The following is a 24525-nucleotide window of genomic DNA, read 5'->3' as shown; positions in this document are numbered from 1 at the left end:
CTTTAACGAAGAAAATGCAATTTCTGCCGAATCGGTATCCTTTCATTTTCTAATTAGAAGTTAAAGTGTTTTTTTTGTTAGCTTATTAAAAACCTACTATGATTACAAACACGGAATTAGAGTATAAGGGTGATTTATACCCCAATCAAATAGTCGATTTTTTACAGGACGTCGACAAGCTTTATTTTACTTCTGAAAATGGAGTGGTATTGCAAATTACGGTACTTCGAAATAGTGCCCTTCGTTTTCGGTATGCCACCAATTATACTTTTCAACCCGATTTCTCCTATGCGATCAGTGAGGTTGGTCTTCGAGGGTATGACAAGCTTGATGTTTCGGAAACCGATACGGAGTATCTTGTCGAAACCATACGGATGAAGGTTTTGGTCGATAAAAAGACCATGCGTGTTCAGATTTCCGACCCTGACGGACAGATTATTAATGAAGATGAGATAGGGTTTCATTGGGAAGAAAACTACCAGTATGGCGGTAATACGGTGAAAATGAGCAAGATTACCCAATCCGGCGAAAGCTTTTACGGAATGGGTGATAAAGCGACACACTCCAATTTGAAAGGCAAGCGCATTTCTAACTGGGTGACCGATCAATATGCCTATGGTAAAGATCAGGATCCGTTGTACAAGGCAATACCGTTTTATGTGGGTTTGACAAATGGTAAGGCCTATGGCATATTTTTCGATAATACCTTCAAGACCCATTTCGATTTTGCCCATGAACGAAGAAATGCGACGAGTTTTTGGGCTGATGGAGGAGAGATGAATTACTATTTCATCTATGGCCCTGATATGAAGAAAGTGGTACGCCTCTATACGGATTTGACAGGGAAACCGGAATTGCCCCCGCTTTGGGCTTTGGGATATCAGCAATCAAAATGGAGTTATTTTCCCGAGAGTAATGTCAAAGAGATTGCCAAGAAGTTCAGAGACTTAAAAATACCCTGTGACGCCATTTATCTGGATATCGATTATATGGATGGTTTCCGCTGCTTTACTTGGGATAAAGAACGATTTCCTGATCCGAAAAGAATGATCGGTGAATTGGAGGAAGATGGGTTTAAGACCGTTGTTATGATCGATCCTGGTATTAAGGTAGATCGCGACTATTGGGTCTATCAAGAAGCCATGGAGAACGACTATTTCTGCAAACGAGGTGATGGTCCGTATATGAGTGGAAAGGTATGGCCGGGCCAATGCCACTTTCCTGATTTCACGAATCCTGAGGTCAGGGCTTGGTGGGCAGAACTATATAAGGAGTTTATGGCCGAAATGGGGGTCCATGCCGTCTGGAACGACATGAACGAACCTGCCGTTATGGAGGTTCCTTCAAAGACCGCACCGCTTGATACCCGTCATGACTATGAGGGTAATTCCTGTACACATCGGAAAGCACACAATGTATATGGTATGCAAATGGTGAGAGCCACCTATGCAGGGGTAAAAAAGCATACCTACCCGAAAAGACCATTTGTCATCACCCGTGCCGCCTATGCAGGAACGCAGCGCTACGCATGTACCTGGACGGGCGATAATGTTGCCACATGGGAACATTTGTGGTTGGCCAATGTGCAAATGCAACGCATGTGTATGAGTGGCTATTCTTTTGTAGGTTCCGATATCGGTGGATTTGCCGAACAACCTAACGGAGAGCTTTTTGCCAGATGGATTCAACTTGGTATTTTCCATCCCTTCTGTCGAGTGCATTCCAGTGGAGATCATGGTGATCAAGAACCATGGTCTTTTGATACTGATGTGACCGATATTGTCAGAAGGTTTATCGAGTTGCGTTATCAATTGTTGCCTTATTTATATACGATGTTCTACGAATACTCAAAAGGAGGTATCGCGATGTTGAAATCACTTGTGATGTTCGATCAAGAAGATCCACAGACCCATTACAGAACTGATGAGTTTATTTTTGGAGACCAAATCTTGGTCTGTCCGGTTCAGGAACCGAATGCTCAGGGAAGAAGAATGTACATCCCTCGAGGGAAATGGTATAACTATTGGAACGATGAGCTATTTGAAGGCGGCAAAGAGAAGTGGGTAGCCGCCGATATCGATAGTATTCCATTATTTGTAAAAGCAGGAGCGATTATACCGAAATACCCTGTGCAACAATACATAGGTGAAAAAGAAATCGACAAGTTGATCCTTGAGGTGTATTTTAAGGACGGCGTCGAGAATTCAACGGTATATGAAGATGGTGCAGACGGCTATGACTATACCAAAGGAAGATATAGCTTAAGAAATTTCAAGTTGGTCGGAAAGGAGAAACAATTAAGTATTCAGCAGTATAAAGATGGTACGTTCATCACGCCCTATGGCACTATGGAAATCAAATTGCACGGGTTGCCTTTTCAGATAGATGGCATAGAGATTGATAATGAAAAGGTAGATTTAAAAGACGTCAAGCGCAACGGAAATGATTCGATCGAGGTGGATAAGGACTTTACGACCTTGCACATCACGGGAAAATAATTTTTTTTGTATTTTACGTCAAACTAAACACTATCATACAATGAAAAAAGTAATTCTGATCATGGCCCTTTTTTTGGGCGTGACGGCTTGTAAGGTCAACCCTTTTACAGGCAAAAAAATGTTGAATTTTTATGGGAATAAACAGATTTTCCCAATGGCTTTTGCCCAATATGATCAATTCTTGACTGAAAATGCCGTAGTCGAGAATACGGCGGAATCACGCATGATTACAAAAGTTGGCCAACGCATAGCTTCTGCTGCCGAGAGATGGTTGAACGCCAATGGGTTTCAAGGGTATCTCAATGATTATAAATGGGAATACAATTTGGTAAAGGATGAGACGGTGAATGCGTGGTGTATGCCTGGCGGTAAAATCGTTTTTTATACCGGCATTTTGCCGATTACCCAAACCGAGAGGGGGGTAGCGGTAGTTATGGGCCATGAGGTGGCACATGCTTTGGCAGATCACGGGGCGCAGCGTATGAGCGCTGGAACACTACAACAGATAGGAGCAGTGGCCGGTAATGTCGCTATTCAAGATGAGCGAAAGCGAAATATGTTCAATCAGGCATATGGTCTAGGTTCGACTTTAGGGATTATGCTGCCCTTCAGTCGAGGTCATGAAACAGAGGCGGATCGCATCGGGCTTCAGATTATGGCAATTGCCGGATATGATCCTACGGAAGCAGCTGAACTATGGAAACGCATGAAGACCAAAAGTGGGGGACAGGCCCCACCGGAATTCATGAGTACCCACCCATCGAATGACACACGAATTCAAAACCTTACTGCTTGGGCTCCATTGGCCAAGCAAGAGGCTCAAAAATTCGGGGTTACAACTTTTCAATAAATAAGGGTAATAATCGTATATTTAAAACCGTTCCACACTGGAACGGTTTTTTTATAGTTTCATGGCAAAGACCGCACCGATTAAAGGAAGCAAGAAATTATTGAATGCTTGGGCATTCTATGATTGGGCGAATTCCGTTTACACCCTGACCATTGCTTCATCGATCTTTCCTATATTTTATTCTGCCCTGTTCTCTTCCAAAGACGAATTGGTCACCGCTTTCGGTTTTGAGATGAAGCCGACGGTACTCATTGAAATCATTACTGCATTTACTTTTTTGGTCGTGGCCGTGTCTTCTCCCATTTTGTCGGGAATTGCCGATTATGTGGGCAACAAGAAGAATTTCATGAAGTTCTTTTGCTATCTGGGCAGTCTTGGATGCATCGGGTTGTATTGGTTTGATCTAGACTATATTCATACCAGTCTTCTGTTCTATTTTATGGGGTTGTTAGGGTATTGGGGTAGCTTGGTCTTTTACAATTCTTACTTGCCGGATATCGCTTTTGAAGAGCAGCAAGACCGTATTAGTGCCAAAGGCTTTTCTATGGGCTATATCGGTAGTGTGCTGCTGCTGGTGCTCAATTTGGCCATGGTCATGAAGCCGGAATGGTTCGGGTTTGATATCGGAACCACCGAAAAGGAACTCAATATGGCGAAGTTCGAGGCTATGAAGATTTCCTTTATTACGGTTGGACTTTGGTGGGCCCTTTTCAGTCAATATACCTTTGCGATTTTGCCCAAAGGTGTATCCAATGGCCATAAAGTCACCAAAGATGTCTTGCTGAACGGATTTAAGGAATTACAGTCCGTTTGGCAACAATTGAAGCAAGACCTAAGGTTAAAGCGCTATTTGGAAGCCTTTTTTGTATTTAGCATGGCCGTACAGACCATTATGCTGATCGCAGTGTATTTTGGCGAAAAGGAAATCGCGTGGGCCGATGATGATCAAAAAACCACCGGATTGATTATCAGTATTTTGGTCATTCAATTAGTAGCTATTGTCGGGGCGGTGCTCACTTCTAGGGCTTCGGATAGATTCGGTAATATCAAAACGCTTATCGTCGTCAATGCCATATGGATGTGTCTTTGTTTCTATGCCTATTTTATGGTGACGCCGACGCAATTCTATATAGCCGCTGGTTTTGTAGGTTTGGTGATGGGCGGGGTACAGGCGTTGGCCAGATCTACCTATTCCAAATTTTTACCAGAGACTGAGGATACGGCAAGCTATTTCAGTTTTTATGATGTGGCCGAAAAAATAGGTATTGTTATCGGAATGGTCATTTTTGCGATAGTGGATGAAAAATTCAATATGCGATATGCCATACTTTTCTTGTTCTTATTCTTTTTGATTGGTATTATATTGCTTTTTCGAGTGCCTAGAAATGAAAAAACCCCTGTATGAACAGGGGCTCTAGTGTTGTTCGTTTTTTGATGTTGGGTTTGTTATCCTCTTGAGATATCTCCTGATCCCGAGGCCTTGGTATCTACTTTCTCTGGGTTTCCACGATAGTTAATGTCCCCTGAACCGGATACGCGTGCTTTCAGCATCTTGTTAGCGGTCACCTTGATATCCGCAGAACCTGACACGGTGGCGTCAACGTTGTCCGCCTCTAAATCGTATGCTTTGATATCTCCGCTTCCTGAAATCGTGGCTTCGAAGTCAGTTGTGGATCCACTTAACCGGATATCCCCAGACCCTGACATCCTGGCTTCCACCGAACTTGCATCGACATCCACAGTAATATCTCCTGAACCTGACATTGCCGTTTTGAACGTATTGGTCTTGATGGTCGTTTTTGAAACGATATCTCCAGAACCTGATAGGGCCAAGGCATCGATGCTCTCAACGGGTACGGTTATCCGTATGCCGTCATCCCAGGAAGAAGGTTTTAGGTTCACTCCTTTTTTGGTCTTGATCACCAATTTTCCATCTTTTACTTCGGTGATTACATAGTCCAACAAATTGGACTCCCCTTCCAAGGTAATGGTACCTTCCTTACCGTCTACTAAATCTACATCGAACCAGCCCGATAGCGCAACAGCATCATAATCACCAACGCTGCGATCTGTGGTTATTGTGTTTCCATTGCCTTTGATACGTTTTCCCCATTGGGCGGTACATGAAACCGTGAAGGCCATTATTAAACTTAAAGTGATGATTTTTTTCATTTTGATTGTTGTTTTGACCTGCCTGTCGACAGGTTGTTAATATACTGAAGACTAAATTATTCTAATTTTTCGTAAATGTTATTCCTCCATAGTCACTGGAGATATTCACGGAGTTACCGCTGTTCGCCGAGCCGTAATATCCCTTGTAATACTTACTGGTATTCTTGACTTCACTGATGTTCATTTCAAAATCGTCTTTACCACTGACTCCGGCATACGATGTTTTTATCTCGAAATCAAAGTGATATTGCGGGTCGTACCCTATTTTAATGCCTGTGTAATCACCATTTACCCGGAGATTGCCAGCGTCTGAGGCCATTTCATTGATTTTAACGGAACCATAGTCGGCCGTAATATCCACATTGCCATGAAGGGTTCCCAATTTTACTGTAATATAATCACCCGTGCCCTGAACATTGTCGGCCTCACCGACCTCCAATTTTCCATAATCGGTATTGTAATCAAGATTACCCATTTTTTCAACGGTCGAATTGGTGTAATCTGCATTGATTTTCAAATCACCAGCCTTTGCGATGGTAAAACCGGAATAATCGGCCGTAATCGTACCACTATTTATAAAATCGATTGTAGACTTTGAAGTGTAATCAAAATTCAACTGGTTGTTCCTTCCACGGAGCTCACCAATCTCCAAGCGGCCATAATCACAATTGATTTTTGCATGTCCGTCTATCCTATCTAAGATGATATTGCCATAGTCATTGTTCAGATGTACACTATTTTTGACCGGTAATTTTATGGTATAATTGATTTGCATATGTACGTTGTTGTTTCGGCCGCCCCAGCCCCAACCATTCCTTGAGTTGTTGAAGATGGTTTTTGCGGAAACTACGCTGCTACTGGCATCAAAGTCTACGGTGATACCGTCTAGCTTTCGCTGCACTTTTTCCTCATTGTTTCCATTGGTCTTGATATGCACTTCGATCAGCACCTTGTTTCCTTCCCAGGAGGTCAGGTTGAGGTTTCCATAGCTATTGCTTACCTTAAGTAAGGCATCTGAGTTGACATCGAATTCCTTCTTGATGGTTTTTTCCTTGGTATACTTACCTTTCAATTTGCCATTGCCGGCCGAAAGAAGCATGGGGACTGTTAAAAACAGTACCGTTATGTATTTAAATAGTATAGTTCGCATCATTTTGATTTTTTAGTGTTTTTATTGTTTCGATTTGGTCGAGCACGTCTTCTAAAAGGTCTATCCTTGTTTGAAAATTCGTAATCATGGCACTGAGGATCAATTTACTGTTACCGCCATTGATGAGGTCTTGTTCCAAAGTGCTATAGTTGGTTTCCAGACGCCGTAATTGTATCGTGGTATCGTCGATTATCTTTTGGGTCTCAGGTGTACCCATCTCTTCAAGTTCCCTCACCTGTTCTTCGATCAAACTCGCAAAGTAAAACTGTGTTTGTGACACCTCCGGTGATATTTCCGCCACCTGCTCATCGCGAGTCGGTGCTGAATTGAAAAAGCCGATGCCGACGCCGACAAGTAGCACAATGGAGGCTGCTATCGATAAAGGTCTCCACCATGATTTCTTTTTGCGCTCTATAGAGACCACCCCTTGTGAGGCTTGTAATTTTTCAAGAAAGCGTTGTTGATGTCCTTCTTTGGGTTCTCCGATATCGAAAGTGCCCTGGAGCTTGTCAAACAGTTGTTCTATATTTTCGTTTTCCATTAGTAGGGAATTGTTAATTTCTTTCTTAGACTTTCCTTTGCCCTGCTTATCGTCGTGCGACAGTTGGCATTGCTGATATTCATGATTTGACTGATTTCTTCATAATCATATCCTTCAATTAAATGTAAGGTCAAAGAAACTCTGTAATTGTCCTTTAATAGGTTCATGGTTTCCATCACTTTTTGAGCCTTCAGTTCGGTTAACGCATGATCCGAAACAACTCCGTCATTATCTTCGACCTTATAAATTACATCATCCAGATCAACTTCTTTTTTCTTCTGTTTCTTTCTGTAATGATAGATACTGTTGTTTATCACAATGCGTTTAAGCCAAGCTCCGAAAGTTACCTCTCCCTTAAATGTATGCAGCTTCGTAAACGCGTTTAAAAACGACTCTTGCATTACATCCTCAGCTTCGGCGCTATCTTTTACAATCCGAACGGCCGTGTTGTACATGGCTTTGTAATAGCGGTTGTAAATTTCCAATTGTGCACTTGATTTTCCTTCTAGACACAATTGCAATAAAGCGTCAGTATGTTCTTTTTTGTGGCTCAAAAAATGAATGGTTTGTCTTAGAGATAAGCCAATTTAACGATTGTTACAGTTTGTGCTAAAAAAAAACAACATTATGGCATGGGAATTGCCAAATCAAAGGGAATGAAGTACACAAAGAACACCTTAACTGCCCCAAGCGTAGGAGTTCAGGGTGTTGAAGTATAATTTTTAAAAATAGAGTTCTGTACAGCTAATGACAGAATGACCGAAATACGACTATGGGAGATTCCAAGTTTACAAATTTTGACAATATGTCTTTGCATTCTATTGAAGAGGATGCGGAATTAATACCACTTTTGACACCGGAGGATGAGGAGCAGATGAACAATGAAAATCTCCCGGAAACCCTGCCTATATTGCCTCTGCGCAATACGGTCTTGTTTCCAGGAGTAGTCGTTCCAATTACCGCAGGTCGCGATAAATCGATAAAACTCGTAAAAGATGCCAATACCGGGTCTAAGGTTATCGGTGTGGTCTCTCAAAAAGACGAGAGTGTTGAGAATCCTGATGTGAAGGACATCAATACGATAGGTACTGTTGCCCGTATCCTCCGTATTTTGCAAATGCCCGACGGAAATACGACTGTCATCATTCAAGGAAAGAAACGGTTTGAAATAGCCGAGGTGCTTACAAAAGACCCCTATCTTACGGCTACGGTACGCGAAACGAAAGAGGAGCGACCCGCACCGGAAGACAAGGAGTTTCTGACGATTATCGAAACTATCAAAGAAGTGGCCCTTCAAATCATTAGGGACAACCCGAATATACCTAGTGAGGCCTCATTTGCCATTAAAAATATTCAAAGCAATTCGTTCCTGATCAATTTTGTTTCATCAAATCTCAATCTCGATGTAAAGGACAAACAGGAATTGTTGGAAATCGGCAATTTACAAGACCGTGCACTGGCTACCTTGAAGTATATGAATGTCGAGTTGCAAAAGTTGGAACTTAAGAACGATATTCAATCGAAGGTCCGAAATGATATGGATCAACAACAGCGTGAGTATTTCTTGCATCAACAGATGAAAACCATTCAAGAAGAATTGGGTGGTGGGTCTTATGATGAAGAGCTGCACGAAATGCGGGTGAAGGCGAAAAAGAAGAAATGGGACGAAAAGGTCAAAGAACACTTCGAAAAAGAGCTTTCCAAGATGCAGCGAATGAACCCTCAGGTTGCGGAATACTCTATTCAACGAAATTATCTTGATTTATTCTTGGATTTACCTTGGAATTACTTTTCAAAGGATAAATTCGATTTAAAGCGTGCCGAACGAATTCTGGATCGAGATCACTATGGCCTGGAGGATGTGAAACGACGCATTATAGAATATTTGGCCGTGCTGAAGCTGAGAAATGATATGAAATCGCCCATTCTCTGTTTATACGGGCCTCCAGGTGTAGGAAAGACCTCTTTGGGTAAATCGGTTGCGGAAGCCCTAGGAAGGGAATATGTTCGTATGTCCTTGGGAGGGCTGCGGGATGAGGCCGAAATCCGGGGGCATCGAAAGACCTATATTGGCGCAATGCCAGGTCGAATCGTTCAGAGCCTGAAAAAAGCCGGAACCTCGAATCCAGTGTTTATTTTGGATGAAATCGATAAGCTTTCGAATAGTCACCAAGGTGACCCTTCTTCCGCGATGTTAGAAGTGTTGGATCCGGAACAGAATAGTGAGTTCTATGACAACTTCCTCGAAATGGGGTATGATCTTTCTAAAGTGATGTTTATCGCTACAGCGAATAACCTGTCTACCATACAGCCTGCTTTACGAGATCGTATGGAGATCATCAATGTCACGGGATATACCATTGAAGAAAAAGTGGAAATCGCCAAAAGGCATTTACTGCCCAAACAGTTGGAGGAACATGGTCTAACCACCAAACACCTTAAAATCGGTAAACCACAACTTGAAAAAATAGTTGAAGGATATACACGTGAGTCAGGGGTGCGTTCACTTGAAAAGCAAATCGCCAAAATGGTGCGCTATGCCGCCAAATCGATTGCTACCGAGGAATCGTACAATATCAAAATCACTAGTGCGGATGTGGAAAAAGTGTTGGGCCCGGCGCGGTTAGAACGTGATAAGTATGAGAATAACGATGTTGCAGGGGTCGTAACCGGATTGGCTTGGACAAGTGTCGGAGGTGACATCCTTTTTATTGAATCTATTTTATCTAAAGGCAAGGGTTCTTTGAACATTACGGGCAACTTGGGTAAAGTAATGAAGGAATCTGCGACAATCGCCATGGAATATATCAAGTCGAACGCGGAACGTTTTGGGCTCGATTCCGAAATATTCGAAAAATACAACGTTCATATTCACGTGCCTGAGGGAGCAACACCAAAAGATGGCCCAAGTGCCGGTATCACCATGTTGACATCATTGGTCTCTCTATTTACCCAAAGGAAGGTGAAAAAAAGTTTGGCGATGACGGGTGAGATAACCTTGAGGGGCAAAGTACTTCCGGTAGGCGGAATTAAGGAAAAAATACTTGCTGCCAAGCGGGCACGAATCAAAGAGATCATACTTTGTAAGGATAATGAAAAAGATATTCTTGAGATTAAAAAAGACTATCTAAAGGGACTTACGTTTCATTACGTTACAGATATGCATGAGGTAATCGATTTGGCGATTACCGGACAAAAAGTGAGGAATGCGAAAAAGTTGTAACTGAATTTAGAGACCCGCTGAAAGGGAGGGGGTTACACCGTTTTTTCTGCCTATTTTTACAGTGTGAAAAAAATCACCATCGCCATAGACGGATATTCGTCCACCGGGAAAAGTACGATTGCCAAGCAGTTGGCAAAGGCACTTGACTACATATATGTAGATACAGGCGCCATGTATCGGGCCGTTACCCTCTTTGCGATGCGGAACGGCTTCATAGGTAAGGGTCAGGAAAATACCCAAGCCCTGATTAAGTTACTACCGAGGATCAAGCTTTTATTTAAGTACAACAAAGACCTTGGCTTTTCGGAAATGTATTTGAATGGGGAAAATGTCGAAAAGGAAATCCGGTCGTTAGAGGTGTCGAAGTATGTGAGCAGAGTTGCTGAGTTGGAACAAGTGCGCCATATGCTTGTGGATATGCAAAAAAAAATGGGTCTGGAGAAGGGTATCGTTATGGATGGTCGGGACATCGGAACGGTGGTTTTCCCCGATGCGGAGCTCAAGATATTCATGACTGCCTCCCCAGAGAAAAGAGCCCACCGACGCTACAAAGAATTACTGGATAAGGGTGAGGAAGTCGAATACGAGGATGTGCTCAAGAATGTACGCTACAGGGATGACATTGACTCGAATCGCGAATTCTCCCCACTTCGTCAGGCCAAAGATGCCATACCATTCGATAATAGTGATATGGGGCTGGAGGAGCAGTTTGAACGGATGTATAATTACGCGCTTCGAATAATCGAGTAGGAATAGGCCTGGAATAAACAGTCTGGACACATTCGTAAAACGACTGTTGGTAAAATAGATACAAAAAAAATGCCGTTGGATATCCAACGGCATTTTCATTTTGATGTACGATTTTAGATATTTGGAATGACCAATACCTGATCTGGATGAATCACATCAGGATTCTTCAAGATATTGGTATTTGCCTCAAAAATTTTAGTGTACTTCATGGCATCACCGTAATAATGCTTGGCGATTTTACTCAAAGATTCGCCACTAGCTACCGTATGTCTATGGTACACTGAGTCATCTTCTACCGAGATATTCGCCATGATGTCCGACGCGTTCTCGCCACCAGCTTCTTTGATCTTATCCCATAAAAGATCTTTTTCATAGGGAGTTGACGCTTGTCCTTTGATTTTAAGAACACCGTTTTCTTCGGTCACTTTTCCATCTTTGATTCCTAGTTGCTCACCAAGGGATAAGACACCTTGGTATTTTGCTTTAACACTCATAAGTTAATGTATTTGTTCGTTAATATTTAGGCACTCAATATAGTAATAATTGCCAGAAGTTGGTACTAAAAGCAATGAAATAGTAAATAAAGAAGGGTCATTGCTTAGAAAGAGTTGTGATACTTCGGTAAAAAGTGTACTTTTGCAGCCCTTTTTAACAAAGATTCAAGAGCGGAAAGGGATAACTATAAGGAAATAAATAACAACTTCTACGATGATTGTTGAGCTCTTGTTTAATCGTAGAATACAAATTTTAAGCTATACAAATGGCTGAAGAAAAAACACAAGCCGAAGTAGAAGAAACTACTGAAGCACAAGTCGAAGCTACTGAGGCTCCGAAGGCGGAAAAAGAGACTGCTCCTGCACAAGATCCCCAAGAATTTTTGGAAAACTTCAACTGGGAAAAATACGAACAAGGAATCGAAAAAGTAGAGGACTCTAAACTAGAGGAGTTCGAAAAATTGGTTTCTGAAAATTTCGTGGATACCGCTGATGAAGAAGTGGTTACCGGTACCGTGGTCTATCTTACCGATCGCGAAGCGATTATCGATATCAACGCCAAATCTGAAGGTGTTATCTCTCTAAACGAGTTTAGGTATAATCCAGATTTAAAGGTAGGTGACAAAGTCGAGGTGTTGATCGACATCCGCGAAGATAAAAGTGGTCAATTGGTACTTTCACACAGAAAGGCCAGAACGATTATGGCCTGGGATCGCGTAAATGCGGCACATGACAAAGAAGAAGTAGTAAGTGGTTTTGTCAAATGCAGAACCAAAGGTGGTATGATCGTGGATGTCTTCGGTATCGAGGCATTCTTACCGGGCTCACAAATAGATGTGAAACCGATTCGTGACTACGACCAATATGTGAATAAAACGATGGAATTCAAGGTGGTTAAGATCAATCACGAATTCAAGAACGTTGTTGTTTCGCACAAAGCACTTATCGAGGCTGATATCGAAGAACAAAAGAAAGAGATCATCAGTCAGCTTGAAAAAGGTCAAGTATTGGAGGGTGTGGTCAAAAACATCACTTCATACGGTGTCTTTATCGACCTTGGTGGTGTAGATGGTTTGGTCCATATCACAGATCTATCTTGGAGCCGTATCAACCATCCGAACGAAGTGGTGGAGCTCGATCAAAAATTAAATGTTGTAATTCTTGATTTCGATGAAAACAAATCGAGAATACAATTGGGCTTGAAGCAATTGGAGAAACATCCTTGGGATGCCTTGAGCGACGAAATCAAAATTGGAGACAAGGTGAAAGGTAAGGTAGTCGTAATTGCTGATTACGGTGCGTTTATCGAAGTTGTCGAAGGTGTTGAAGGATTGATTCACGTTTCTGAAATGTCTTGGTCGACCCACTTGCGGTCTGCTCAAGATTTCGTCAAAGTTGGCGATGAGATAGAAGCTGTTGTTTTGACCCTTGATCGCGAAGATCGTAAAATGTCGTTGGGTATCAAGCAATTGAGTCCTGATCCTTGGACCGATATCACAACCAAATACCCTGTCGGATCAAGACATAAAGGTATTGTTCGCAACTTCACCAACTTTGGTGTTTTTGTTGAATTGGAAGAAGGTATCGATGGATTGATCTATATCTCTGACCTTTCTTGGACTAAGAAAATCAAGCATCCATCTGAATTCGTAACGGTTGGCGATACCTTGGAAGTAGAGGTATTGGAATTGGACGTTGAAGGCCGAAAGTTGAGCTTGGGCCATAAGCAGACCACTGAAAATCCTTGGGATAAATACGAAAGTGAGTTTGGTTTAGACTCTGTTCATACCGCTTCTATCACAGAGATCGTTGATAAAGGTGCTATCATTGAATTCAATGAAGACATCACCGCTTTTGTACCACAACGTCACCTTGAAAAAGAAGATGGTAAGAAACTTGGAAAAGGAGAAGAAGCCCAATTCAAGATCATCGAGTTCAATAAGGACTTTAAGCGCGTAGTCGCAAGTCACACGGCTATTTTCAGGGAAGAAGAGAAACGTAACGTAAAGGCTGCCGCTAAAAGGCAGAAGGCCGCTGCTGATGAAGCAAAACCTACTTTAGGTGATGCCAATGAGGCTTTACAAGCGTTGAAAGATAAAATGGAAGCCGGTAAGAAATAACGGTTTTTCATTTTAAAATAGCAAAAGGCTCCAGACACTTCGGTTTGGGGCCTTTTTTTGTTATCCGTTTGCCTAAAGGTTATTCGAGGGAATTTCCTATTTTTGTGCCACTAAAGTATTGAAGACCTATTATGAGTCAAAAAGTACTGCTTTCCTCCGAAGAAATCAATATCATACTCCATCGTTTGGCTTGTCAACTTCTTGAGAATCATCTTGATTTTGAGCATACTGTTCTTATCGGTATTCAGCCAAGAGGCACCTTCGTAGCCGAAAGATTGACCAAAATCTTGAAAGAAGAATATGGGGTAAAGCATATTGATGTAGGTTTTTTGGATATTACCTTTTATCGAGACGACTTTAGAAGAGGAGACAAGACTTTGGCCGCTACCAAAACGAAAATCGATTTTTTGGTCGAGGATAAGAAGGTGGTTCTGATCGATGATGTTCTCTATACCGGAAGAAGTATACGAGCTGCACTTACCGCGATTCAGTCTTTTGGTAGGCCTTCTGAAATCGAACTTTTAGCACTGATCGATCGACGATTTAGCAGGCATTTGCCAATACAACCCAATTACAGAGGTAGACAGGTAGATGCGATCAATGAAGAAAAGGTAAAGGTGATGTGGAAGGAGAACGACGGGAAGGATGTAATTTATTTGATAAATAAGTAGAATGGCAGAATTAAGTGTAAAACACTTGTTGGGAATAAAATATCTTAATGAAAAAGATATACAACTCATTTTTGATACTGCCGATCATTTCAAGGAAGTAATCAATCGTTCCATTAAAAAAGTTCCATCACTACGTGATATCACCATAGCCAATATCTTTTTTGAAAACAGTACTAGAACCAAGCTATCATTTGAACTTGCCGAAAAGCGTCTGTCAGCGGATGTCATCAATTTCTCGGCAGGGCAGTCTTCGGTAAAAAAGGGAGAAACCTTAATTGATACCGTAAACAACATTTTATCAATGAAGGTTGATATGGTAGTAATGCGACATCCAAACCCAGGTTCCGGTATTTTTTTGGCAAAGCATGTAAACGCTTCCATCGTAAATGCAGGAGATGGAGCACATGAGCATCCTACCCAAGCGCTATTGGATTCTTATTCCATCCGGGAAAAATTAGGTGACGTAGCCGGAAAGAAGGTGGTTATTGTAGGTGATATTTTGCATTCAAGAGTTGCCTTGTCGAATATTTTCGCATTGAAGTTGCAAGGCGCCAAGGTAAAGGTCTGCGGACCAAAAACCCTTTTGCCCAAGTATATAGAGTCGTTAGGTGTTGAAGTTGAGACCGATTTGAGAAAAGCACTGAATTGGTGTGATGTGGCCAATATGCTCCGCATTCAAAACGAGCGTTTGGACATTAGTTACTTTCCGACAACAAGAGAGTACACGCAACAGTTTGGTGTCAATAAGACCCTATTGAACAGTCTTGACAAAGAAATCGTCATCATGCACCCAGGACCCATCAATAGGGGAGTGGAGATCACCAGTGATGTGGCCGATTCCAAACAGTCCATAATTTTGAACCAAGTGGAAAACGGGGTTGCGATTCGAATGGCGGTAATCTATCTGTTGGCCTCTAAAATAAAATAAACCTCATATGCCTTCAAGACCTGTGAGGTCTAAAAGATTAACTATGATTTTTGACAAAGAAGGAACGACCACTATCGTATTTCAAGAACATATTGCACTGAATGAATTTTTGAAGAATTTAAATGATGGATACTCAAAAATTGAGAATGATCATATCATTGTGAATTTATTCTCTTTTTCCAAATTGACCGCAAACCATATTTTGGAGTTTTTGACGTTGTCCAGCGCCCATCGAGAATCAGGTAAATCGTTCGTCTTGGTAACCGATAAGGTGTCTTACGATGAGGTTCCGGAAGAAATATTGGTCGTACCCACACTTCAAGAAGCCAGGGATGTCATTGAAATGGAAGAAATAGAAAGAGATCTCGGGCTGTGAACTTGACGATTCTTGGCTGCTATGCCGCAACTCCAAGGGCAATGACCAACGCTACATCGCAAGTGTTGGAAATCAAAGGTCATCTTTTTCTGATCGACTGTGGAGAGGGTACTCAAGTACAACTGCGGAAAAATAAAATCAAATTCTCTCGCATCAACCATATTTTCATCTCCCATTTGCATGGCGATCATTTCTTTGGTCTTCCCGGGCTCATTTCAACATTTCGTTTGTTGGGAAGAAACAAGGAAATGCATATCTACGGCCCTAAAGGGATAAAAGAAGCCATTACACTTTTGTTGAAGCTCGGTGATTCATGGACAAATTTTCCTTTGATTTTTCACGAACTGGTTTCCAAGGAAAGCCAAGTGATCTATGAGGACGAAAAGACGATGGTCGAGACCATTCCCTTGAATCATAGGGTGTATACCAATGGATTTTTGTTTCGTGAAAAACTGGGGGAACGTAAGCTGCATATCGAAGCGGTAAATAAATACAAAATCGATACCTCGCAATATCGAAACATTAAAAACGGGAGAAGCATCACATTGGATGATGGCCAAGTAATATCAAACAGTGCACTTACCTTTGACCCGCCAAACCCCAAAGCCTATGCCTATTGCAGCGATACGGCCCACAAACCTGATATTGTGCCCCAGATAAAGGGAGTCGACGCCCTGTATCACGAGGCTACCTTTCTCGATTCAGAGGCACATTTAGCGAAAAAAACAAGACATACCACGGCCAAAGAAGCGGCCTCCATTGCCCAAGCGGCCCGGGTAGGTACTTTGATTTTGGGTCATTATTCCACAAGGTATAGGTCCATTGAACCCTTTAAGGAAGAAGCTCGGACAATATTCGAATCGGTCTTATTGGCTGATGACGGTAAGGTATTTGAATTTTAAGGGTGTTGCTTCTCGACGAAGTACTTAAACTGGTCAAGCCATTTTTGGACCTGTTTCCTGAACATACCAGGAAATAATTTGGCCAGCACTTTGGGTAAAAAGCCATTGAACTTTGTATAGTGTATCTCTTGCTTAAGTCGCGTAGTTCCAACATCTATCACCTTGAATCTACATGACATGGTATTGACCATATGTTTATGTTCATAGTTGGCCTTAAACTCTTCTGGCAGTTCATTTCGGATAATGGTCTCCACAAGTGATAACCTATCGTAGCTTAATTTTGAGATGGACCCCTCTGCGCCAGGAGCTCCTGAGATGTATTCTATGCGTTTAAAGCCATCTTGCCAGTGTTTGAGATTATCAGGATTTTTAAATAAATCCACTACAATCTGAATAGGTGCCTTAATATCCGTATAACAGGTGAATCGCATGGTTTTTATCTCGAACAGGTATGGGTAAGGTACAAAAAGTAGCGAATTGGCACAGCACAGGCCTATCGTGAAATCCATTTAATCCTAATTTATGCTTCCCCCTAGGCATAGGCCATTTTTACTGGAAGGTGTTTTTTTTTGATTTGTACCATGAGTTTAGGCAATGAAGAAATGAGATTGAAAAATTTCTTGTCGAATGGAAAGTTTACACCGGTTCGGTTGTAAATTGCAGTATAAAATAAAGCTATGCAAAACGATTTAGGAAATTACCGAAAGGCATACGAAAAAAGTGCACTTATGGAAGGTTCCATTTCCGAGAATCCGATGGAACTTTTTCAAAAGTGGTTTTACGAGGTCGAGGCGTCGGACGGTGTTGATGAAACCAATGCAATGACGCTTTCAACGATGGGTTTAGATGGGTTCCCTAAAAGCCGTGTAGTGTTATTGAAAAAGTATACCCACGAAGGATTTATTTTTTATACCAACTACAAAAGTGAAAAGGGGAGGGCTATTGCGGAGAACCCAAATGTATGTATTTCCTTTTTCTGGCCGAATCTCGAACGTCAGGTTATCATAAAAGGTCGAGCGAATAAAATAGCCGAAAACCTGTCGGATGGTTATTTTCAATCACGCCCTGCAGGTAGTCAACTTGGAGCTATTGTCTCTGATCAAAGTAGTGTAATCCCCTCAAGGGATGTTTTGGAAGAAGAATTGAAACGTCTCGAGAAAGAATTTGAAGGAAAGGAAATCGAACGACCCGAATGGTGGGGTGGGTACCTCGTAGCACCTGTTTCTATGGAGTTCTGGCAAGGTAGGCCAAATCGCTTGCACGATCGAATTCGATTCACTCTAGAGGGTATCGATTGGAAAATAGAACGTCTGGCTCCTTAAAAAAACAGCTATGAAAACACTCATTTTAGTCCGTCACGGTAAATCCTCTTGGGAGTATTCGGTAGGTGATAAAGATCGTCCACTACTGCAGCGGGGAATTAACGATGCCCATTTGGTTTCCGACAGGTTCCAGGAGAGTGCACCGAAAATCGACATGATTTTTTCAAGTCCGGCAAATAGGGCATTACATACCGCGATGATTTTTTGTAGACAAATGTACCTTCCATTAGATCAATTTCGAATTACCGAAAGGCTCTATGATTTTTCAGGTGATGAGGTGCTACACTTCATAAAGGAGTTGGATAACACATGTGATACGATTATGATTTTTGGACATAATCACGCCTTTACATACATTGCGAATTCCCTCGGAAATACCTATATTGAAAATGTTCCCACAAGCGGTCTGGTGCGGCTGGAGTTTGATGTAAATGAGTGGGCTTCGATACAAAAGGGAATCACCGAACAGACTATTTTTCCAAAGGCATTAAGAGCATGATAAAAACTAAAAATCAATATATAAATCGTGAAATCAGTTGGTTACGATTTAATGATCGTGTGCTTCAGGAAAGCGCAGACACTAATGTTCCGCTTATCGAGAGATTGCGGTTTTTGGGAATCTTTTCCAATAACCTTGACGAGTTTTTCAAAGTACGGTATGCTACGGTCAAACGAATTGTCGATGCCGGTAAAAAAGGTAAAAGTGCTTTAGGTGGTGAAACCGCAAAAGATCTCTTGGCTGAAATCACCAAAATCGTGATTGACCAGCAGGCCAGCAGTGTAAACATCCTAAAAGAGATACAGGAAGAATTAGAAGGACAGAATATTTTTATCATCAAAGAAACGGAACTGAGCGAAACGCAACGAGGTTTCGTGAAAGACTATTTTCTGAAAAAGGTCAGTCCGCAGTTGATGACGATTATTCTCAACGATTTGACCGAGTTTCCGATTCTGAAGGACACTGCCGCTTATCTGGCGGTAAAAATGATTATCATCGGGGATCAAATTGCCGAGGACAAAGAGAAGAGGTATGCGTTAATAGAAATTCCTAAAGGGATAGATCGTTTTGTAGTGCTACCGAAAGAGGGCAATAAAAACTACATCATCATTTTAGACGATTTGATACGGTATTGCCTAAGAAACATTTTCACGATGTTCGAATATGAGTCCATATCGGCTCATATGATTAAGATTACCCGTGATGCCGAGCTTGATATGGACAATGATTTGAGTAAGAGTTTTATTGACAAAATTTCCTCGAGCGTTGAGCACCGAAAATTAGGGGATCCTGTACGTTTTGTATATGACAAGAGTATAGGAAAGGACACCCTGCGCTTTCTAAAGGAGAAAATGAATATAGAGGACACGGATAGTGTTATTCCTGGGGGGCGGTATCACAATCGACGAGACTATATGGGCTTTCCTAGTTTGGGAAGGAATGACCTGATGTATGACAAAATCGATGCATTGCCCGTTAAGGGATTTAGTATGGAGGGTAGTCTTCTGGAGCAAATTGCTCAAAAAGACTATTTGCAATATACCCCCTATCATACCTTCTCTTATATCATCAAGTTCTTAAGGGAAGCCGCTTTAGACCCAAAAGTAAAGACCATAAAGATTACCGTCTATCGTTTGGCGAGCAATTCGCAAGTAGCAGCCTCTTTGATCAATGCCGTGAAAAATGGGAAACAGGTTACTGTTCAAATAGAGTTACAAGCACGTTTTGACGAACAAGCGAATATCGAGTATGCCGAACAATTACAAGCAGAAGGTGTCAAACTGATTTTTGGAGTGCCCGGACTTAAGGTTCACAGTAAAATATGCGTTATTGAGCGAGAGGAAGATGAAGGAATGAAACGGTATGGTTTCATAAGTACAGGTAATTTCAGTGAGGCCACAGCTCGAATCTATACCGATTATACCTTATTTACGGCGCATGAGTCGATTCTTAAGGAGTTGAACAAGGTTTTTGACTTCTTCGAGACAACATACAAAATCAACAAGTACAAGCATTTGGTGGTCTCTCCGCATTACACCAAGAGTACCTTTCAAAAATTGATTGATAATGAAATCGCCAACGCGATTGTAGGTAAAGAGGCGTATATCAAGATTAAGATGAATAGCTTCACAAGCTATAAAATGGTTGATAAACTTTATGAAGCGAGTAGGGCAGGGGTGAAGATTCAATTGATCATTAGGGGAATTTGTTGTCTCATTCCAGGTGTAAAAGGAATGAGTGAGAACATTGAAGCTATCAGTATCGTCGACAAGTTCTTGGAACATCCGCGAATGTTCATTTTCGGAAATGAAGGGGATCCAAAAATATATATATCCTCAGCCGACTGGATGACCCGTAATCTTGATTATCGCGTTGAAGTGGGTTGCCCTATTTATGATGAGGATATCAAGCAAGAGCTTTTGGACACTTTTGAAATATCTTGGAACGATAATACAAAAGCACGGATTTTTAATGAACAACAAGACAACTCTTATCTAAAGAATGATTTACCGAAAGTGCGTTCACAGTTTGCCATGTACGACTACTATCTGAAGAAGTTAGATATGTAATAAGCCATACCTTCGAATAGAATTGAAATAGCTCGGAAAGTATATCGAGAAACCGGTTCTAAAAGTTCGGCCTTAGCCGTGAATAGTCTCGTTCCTTCCTAGGTTTTTCACGATTTCCGCCTCATATTCCAGTAAATCTTGCCACTTTTTATCAACTTCGTTTCGATTTCCATAGTGTCTGGCGAATTTTAAGAACATCGTATAGTGACTTGCTTCACTGATCATTAGTTTGTGGTAGAATTCCGCCAGTTCCTTATCTTCGAGCTCTTCCGATAACAGTCTGAAACGCTCGCAACTTCTGGCTTCGATTAAGGCGGCATACAACAGGCGGTGTACCAATTGTGTTGTTCTGCTACCTCCCTTGGGAAAGAAGGTTACCAGTTGAAGCACATAGTCATCTTTGCGATCTCTCCCTAATGTTTTTCCACGGGCAATAATTTTGTCATGCACCATTTTAAAATGTCCCATTTCCTCTCTCGAAAGGGCAATCATTTCTTCCACTAGTTCAGGATATTCCGGAAAACTTACGATCAATGAAATTGCTGTGCTGGCCGCTTTTTGTTCACAATAGGCATGATCGGTCAATATTTCATCGACATTCTTCTCAACAATATTGACCCATCTAGGGTCCGTAGGTAATTTCAAGCCTAGCATCAGCAGTAATTTTGACAACAAAAATAGAAAGAAAACGTTATTTTAAGGCCTTGTTAACCAAACATACGTCACATGAACACCCTTTTTAAAGTATTGGCCATAGTTTTTGGAATTGTATTTCTGGTTTCTGCAGGACTTCAGTACAATGATCCCGACCCCTTATTGTGGGTTACTATTTGGGGATTAGCCGGAATAATCGCCTTAGGCTGTGCTTTTGATAAAGTACCTACATCAGTGCCATTGGTTGCCGGTATAGCTGCTTTGATAGGCTTTTTCTATACCTATCCTGAAAAGTTCGAGGGTTTTGAAATCGGCCAAGGCGATATCAAAAATGTAGAAGAAGGTCGAGAAGCCTATGGTTTATTGATTATCGCTATTGTTATGCTCTTGCTGGTCTTCAAGGCGATACGGCATAGATCAAAGGTCTAAATCGAACTCTTTCCGCAATAAATCTATGGCAGGGTTTTTCTCCCTTAGTTTTTCGTACTTCTCTTCAGGTGTAAAGGCGAATTTTTTAGCAGTTTCCTCGTTGACAGTGATTTTCAAACTGATGAAATGATTATTCAGTTTTGACTTAAGATATTCCATTAAATCGTACTGTTCCCGTTCAATTTCTTTTTTCATCGTACTGTTTGGGAGCTCTATCCAGAGTGTCGTCTCATTAAGCAATTTGGGAACATCAGAGTGCAGATTCGAGGCTAGTATCTTTCGGCCCTCGTTGTCTATTTTCTGTACGAAATCGGCCCAATGACCTTGCATGACTCCCTCTGTGAAGATGTCTCGAGGCAATTGGCTTTCATCAACGGAATTATCCTTCTTGTTGAGTTCGTGCGCCTTTTTAGCCTTTAAACTAGAGATACTTAGACCCGAAACGCGGTTTTGAGGTTTCTTTATATCGACCTTTTTGACAACCGTTTCGCCTACCCCCTCACTTTCTTGTTTCTCTGCGACCTGGGCCGATTGGATACCTGTAGGTTGAACTATGCTTCCCCTGTTGTTAGGTAATGCATCGCTCTGTACCTCGTCAGCTTTTTGAATAGAATCTATTTTCTCAACAGCTTGTGCAGCAGGTTTTGGCTCTTGCGCACTCTGATCATTCTGGAGGTCTGAGACAGTCGCAACCTTTGTGGTTTTCTCTTTGGGTATGTTCAATCCCTTAAAGAATGAGGCAGGAGCAATGAATTCGACCGTTTTTTGATCGAGTGCTACGGATTCAGGATTTTTTTTTTGACCTTCAAAATCAATGGAGGCCAATTTCATTAAGGTCAGTTCGACCAGCAAGCGTTGATTTTTGCTTGTTTTGTATTTCAGGTCACAATCGTTGGCAATTCCCAATGCATGAAGCAAAAAAGTCTTTGAGACTTTACTGGATTGTTCAAGATATAACTTTTTGGCTCCTTCACCTACCTCTAGAAGAGCAATCGTATTCTGGTGCTGACAGACCATAAGATCCCTAAAATGGGAGGCGAGCCCACTTATAAAATGATGGCCATCAAAACCAAGGGCCAATGTCTTATTGAACAATAATAGTAATTCAGGAATGTTGTGTTCTAGAATAAGGTCTGTTGTCCGAAAATAAGTGTCATAATCCAATACGTTGAGATTTTCGGTTACCGCCTTTCTGGTCAATTGTTTTCCAGAGAAACTGACCACGCGATCGAAAATCGATAGTGCGTCGCGCATGGCACCATCGGCTTTTTGTGCGATAATATGAAGGGCATCGTCATCCGCCTCAATGCCCTGACTTTCAGCGATATATTTCAGATATTCAGTTGCATCTTTAACCGTAATTCGCTTAAAATCAAAAATTTGACACCTCGAGAGTATGGTGGGAATGATTTTGTGTTTTTCAGTAGTGGCCAATATGAAAATGGCATGTTTCGGAGGTTCTTCCAACGTTTTTAGAAAAGCGTTAAAAGCAGATGCAGACAGCATGTGAACCTCATCGATGATGTATACTTTGTATTTTCCAACTTGAGGTGGAATGCGTACCTGATCGATCAGATTCCGAATATCATCGACCGAGTTGTTTGAAGCGGCATCGAGTTCAAAAATATTGAATGCGAAGTCTTCGTCCGCACCTTGGGTTCCGTCATGGTTGATCTGTTTCGCCAATATTCGCGCACAGGTGGTTTTGCCCACCCCTCTTGGCCCACAAAACAAAAGGGCTTGCGCCAAGTGATTGTTTTCAATGGCGTTGAGCAAAGTATTGGTAATAGCCTGTTGCCCGACCACATCTTTAAAGGTCTGCGGACGGTACTTTCTTGCCGAAACAATGAAGGGTTCCAAATTCTAGTGCTTTTTTTAGGACGGTTATACAAGCTGCCCAAGGGTGACTACAAATATAAAAATTGGAATGGATCAAGCATTTTCTTTATAGTCGATTAAGTCCTTTTTTATCAACAATTAGCCTAAATTTGCCCTGAGCAGGTCACCCTATCGCTGTAGTTGAAATTACTACCGAGGAAAGTCCGGACACCAGAGTGCAACATAGCGGGTAACGCCCGTCATCACGTCTTGACGTGATAGGACAAGTGCAGCAGAAAGAATGTACAGGTAATGCTGTAGTGAAATCAGGTAAACTCTATGTGGTGAAACGTCATGTAAATCGATGTTCGAGGGTAGCGCGCCCGAGTCGAAGGGTAGGCGGTTTGAGTCTTTGGGTAACTAAAGACCTAGATAAATGATAGGGCTTCGTCTCGTACGAATACAGAATCCGGCTTACGGCCTGCTTTTTTTGAAACGCTTTTTGGCCAAAGACAGTCCTCATTTTGAGCAGGGATTCTTTGCCCCATGTCTTATTTATATATGAAGAACCAATTCTAAATGACCACCTACCTCGACCTGTTCCCAGTTCCTCATTAGCCTTTTCAGTTCCTCTCTGATATCTCGTAACCTTTCTTGATTCAACTGCTCCGGAAAAGCGAGGTTATTCTCTTTTAAAATAGTACCTATTGTTTTGATAAGGTCGAGTTGGTCGGCTGCAGGACATTGAAAATCAATTTGCAATACATTGACGAGATGCTCTGTCATCAAGGCTTCCGGGTGAAGATTTTTCGGTTGTAGCGCCTGAGGTCTTTCCTCCCTCAGGAGCTGGAAATCACCAATTTCATACCCCAGTGCGAGCAAGCCGTAAAAGGCATGGGTAAAACCGAGCTGTTTTTCAACAACATAGTGCGCAATATCATGGATTTCAAGATTCAGGGGTAATTTTGTAAAAGTGCTTGAACCATCACTCCGAATACAATTCAGAATGGTGGTGTTGTGATGTTTCTTTTTTAGTTGAATACGAAGATTCATGGTACC

At 41.7% G+C, this 24525-nt stretch carries 23 protein-coding genes and 1 other RNA gene; 15 read left to right on the top strand and 9 right to left on the bottom strand.

Annotation, left to right across the window (positions count from 1 at the left end; genetic code table 11):
- The first annotated feature begins 98 nt into the window (after positions 1–98).
- The 3 genes from ACKWCA_RS15490 to ACKWCA_RS15480 all read left to right on the top strand — a co-directional run bounded on the left by ACKWCA_RS15490 (position 99) and on the right by ACKWCA_RS15480 (position 4753).
- The gene (locus ACKWCA_RS15490) at positions 99–2498 is read left to right on the top strand and encodes a glycoside hydrolase family 31 protein (protein ID WP_413979112.1); all 2400 of its coding nucleotides are present in this window, start codon (positions 99–101) and stop codon (positions 2496–2498) included.
- A 40-nt stretch (positions 2499–2538) separates the two neighbouring features.
- The gene (locus ACKWCA_RS15485) at positions 2539–3348 is read left to right on the top strand and encodes a M48 family metallopeptidase (RefSeq protein ID WP_413979111.1); all 810 of its coding nucleotides are present in this window, start codon (positions 2539–2541) and stop codon (positions 3346–3348) included.
- A gap of 61 nt (positions 3349–3409) precedes the next feature.
- A complete protein-coding gene (locus ACKWCA_RS15480; RefSeq protein WP_413979110.1) occupies positions 3410–4753 on the top strand; it encodes an MFS transporter in 1344 nt (447 codons plus the stop codon).
- A 41-nt stretch (positions 4754–4794) separates the two neighbouring features.
- On the opposite strand, the gene ACKWCA_RS15475 is transcribed toward ACKWCA_RS15480, so the two are convergent.
- The 4 genes from ACKWCA_RS15475 to ACKWCA_RS15460 form a co-directional block, all read right to left on the bottom strand.
- Entirely contained in the window at positions 4795–5520 is a 726-nt protein-coding gene (locus ACKWCA_RS15475) for a head GIN domain-containing protein (protein WP_413979109.1), read from the bottom strand.
- Positions 5521–5581: 61 nt separating this feature from the next.
- Complete coding sequence (locus ACKWCA_RS15470; protein ID WP_413979506.1) at positions 5582–6670, bottom strand: hypothetical protein; 1089 nt, start codon at positions 6668–6670, stop codon at positions 5582–5584.
- On the bottom strand, positions 6651–7211 hold the full coding sequence (locus tag ACKWCA_RS15465) for a hypothetical protein (protein ID WP_413979108.1): 561 nt from the start codon (positions 7209–7211) through the stop codon (positions 6651–6653). The genes ACKWCA_RS15470 and ACKWCA_RS15465 overlap by 20 nt, the downstream gene beginning before the upstream one ends.
- Positions 7211–7765 carry an RNA polymerase sigma factor gene (locus ACKWCA_RS15460; RefSeq protein ID WP_413979107.1) on the bottom strand — a complete coding sequence of 185 codons (555 nt, stop codon included), beginning with the start codon at positions 7763–7765 and terminating at the stop codon, positions 7211–7213. The genes ACKWCA_RS15465 and ACKWCA_RS15460 overlap by 1 nt, the downstream gene beginning before the upstream one ends.
- Before the next feature lie 218 nt (positions 7766–7983).
- On the opposite strand from ACKWCA_RS15460, the gene lon reads away from it, so the two are divergent.
- The gene (gene lon / locus ACKWCA_RS15455; RefSeq protein WP_413979106.1) at positions 7984–10434 is read left to right on the top strand and encodes an endopeptidase La; all 2451 of its coding nucleotides are present in this window, start codon (positions 7984–7986) and stop codon (positions 10432–10434) included.
- A 63-nt stretch (positions 10435–10497) separates the two neighbouring features.
- On the top strand, positions 10498–11184 hold the full coding sequence (gene cmk, locus ACKWCA_RS15450; RefSeq protein WP_413979105.1) for a (d)CMP kinase: 687 nt from the start codon (positions 10498–10500) through the stop codon (positions 11182–11184).
- A gap of 113 nt (positions 11185–11297) precedes the next feature.
- Here cmk and ACKWCA_RS15445 read toward each other — a convergent pair whose 3' ends face one another.
- A complete protein-coding gene (locus tag ACKWCA_RS15445; RefSeq protein WP_413979104.1) occupies positions 11298–11678 on the bottom strand; it encodes a LysM peptidoglycan-binding domain-containing protein in 381 nt (126 codons plus the stop codon).
- Between the two features lie 266 nt (positions 11679–11944).
- Between ACKWCA_RS15445 and rpsA the strand changes: the two genes are divergently transcribed.
- The 5 genes from rpsA (at position 11945) to ACKWCA_RS15420 (ending at position 16675) form a co-directional block, all read left to right on the top strand.
- Positions 11945–13798, top strand: a complete 1854-nt coding sequence (gene rpsA / locus ACKWCA_RS15440; RefSeq protein WP_413979103.1) for a 30S ribosomal protein S1 — start codon at positions 11945–11947, stop codon at positions 13796–13798.
- Positions 13799–13929: 131 nt separating this feature from the next.
- Positions 13930–14469, top strand: a complete 540-nt coding sequence (pyrR, locus tag ACKWCA_RS15435) for a bifunctional pyr operon transcriptional regulator/uracil phosphoribosyltransferase PyrR (protein WP_413979102.1) — start codon at positions 13930–13932, stop codon at positions 14467–14469.
- A gap of 1 nt (position 14470) precedes the next feature.
- Positions 14471–15397, top strand: coding sequence for an aspartate carbamoyltransferase catalytic subunit (locus ACKWCA_RS15430; RefSeq protein WP_413979101.1), 927 nt, complete (start codon positions 14471–14473; stop codon positions 15395–15397).
- Between the two features lie 43 nt (positions 15398–15440).
- The gene (locus ACKWCA_RS15425) at positions 15441–15773 is read left to right on the top strand and encodes a ribonuclease Z (protein ID WP_413979100.1); all 333 of its coding nucleotides are present in this window, start codon (positions 15441–15443) and stop codon (positions 15771–15773) included.
- Positions 15770–16675, top strand: coding sequence for a ribonuclease Z (locus ACKWCA_RS15420; RefSeq protein WP_413979099.1), 906 nt, complete (start codon positions 15770–15772; stop codon positions 16673–16675). Before ACKWCA_RS15425 ends, ACKWCA_RS15420 begins: the two co-directional genes overlap by 4 nt.
- On the opposite strand, the gene ACKWCA_RS15415 is transcribed toward ACKWCA_RS15420, so the two are convergent.
- Positions 16672–17184, bottom strand: coding sequence for an SRPBCC family protein (locus tag ACKWCA_RS15415; RefSeq protein ID WP_413979098.1), 513 nt, complete (start codon positions 17182–17184; stop codon positions 16672–16674). The two genes, ACKWCA_RS15420 and ACKWCA_RS15415, sit on opposite strands and share 4 nt — an antisense overlap.
- Before the next feature lie 168 nt (positions 17185–17352).
- Here ACKWCA_RS15415 and pdxH point away from each other — a divergent pair, with 168 nt between their 5' ends.
- From pdxH to ppk1, 3 genes are read left to right on the top strand one after another with little or no spacing between them, the layout of a single operon-like run.
- Complete coding sequence (gene pdxH / locus ACKWCA_RS15410) at positions 17353–17997, top strand: pyridoxamine 5'-phosphate oxidase (RefSeq protein ID WP_413979097.1); 645 nt, start codon at positions 17353–17355, stop codon at positions 17995–17997.
- A gap of 10 nt (positions 17998–18007) precedes the next feature.
- The gene (locus ACKWCA_RS15405; RefSeq protein WP_413979096.1) at positions 18008–18496 is read left to right on the top strand and encodes a SixA phosphatase family protein; all 489 of its coding nucleotides are present in this window, start codon (positions 18008–18010) and stop codon (positions 18494–18496) included.
- The gene (gene ppk1 / locus ACKWCA_RS15400; RefSeq protein ID WP_413979095.1) at positions 18493–20565 is read left to right on the top strand and encodes a polyphosphate kinase 1; all 2073 of its coding nucleotides are present in this window, start codon (positions 18493–18495) and stop codon (positions 20563–20565) included. Before ACKWCA_RS15405 ends, ppk1 begins: the two co-directional genes overlap by 4 nt.
- 72 nt (positions 20566–20637) lie before the next feature.
- Here ppk1 and ACKWCA_RS15395 read toward each other — a convergent pair whose 3' ends face one another.
- The gene (locus ACKWCA_RS15395) at positions 20638–21219 is read right to left on the bottom strand and encodes a MiaE family protein (protein WP_413979094.1); all 582 of its coding nucleotides are present in this window, start codon (positions 21217–21219) and stop codon (positions 20638–20640) included.
- Positions 21220–21291: 72 nt separating this feature from the next.
- On the opposite strand from ACKWCA_RS15395, the gene ACKWCA_RS15390 reads away from it, so the two are divergent.
- Positions 21292–21648: a transmembrane 220 family protein gene (locus ACKWCA_RS15390; protein ID WP_413979093.1), complete on the top strand. Its 357-nt coding sequence runs from the start codon at positions 21292–21294 to the stop codon at positions 21646–21648.
- Here ACKWCA_RS15390 and ACKWCA_RS15385 read toward each other — a convergent pair.
- The gene (locus tag ACKWCA_RS15385; protein WP_413979092.1) at positions 21637–23508 is read right to left on the bottom strand and encodes a DNA polymerase III subunit gamma/tau; all 1872 of its coding nucleotides are present in this window, start codon (positions 23506–23508) and stop codon (positions 21637–21639) included. The two genes, ACKWCA_RS15390 and ACKWCA_RS15385, sit on opposite strands and share 12 nt — an antisense overlap.
- Before the next feature lie 134 nt (positions 23509–23642).
- Between ACKWCA_RS15385 and rnpB the strand changes: the two genes are divergently transcribed.
- Positions 23643–23958, top strand: an RNA gene (gene rnpB / locus ACKWCA_RS15380) — RNase P RNA component class A.
- 63 nt (positions 23959–24021) lie between these two features.
- Here rnpB and ACKWCA_RS15375 read toward each other — a convergent pair.
- Positions 24022–24519 (bottom strand): hypothetical protein, encoded by a 498-nt coding sequence (locus ACKWCA_RS15375; protein WP_413979091.1) that lies wholly within the window; start codon positions 24517–24519, stop codon positions 24022–24024.
- Positions 24520–24525: the final 6 nt, after the last annotated feature.

The sequence above is a fragment of the Maribacter corallii genome, from assembly GCF_047345415.1.
Lineage (GTDB): Bacteria > Bacteroidota > Bacteroidia > Flavobacteriales > Flavobacteriaceae > Maribacter_C.
This window is presented reverse-complemented; position numbering and strand designations above follow the sequence as displayed.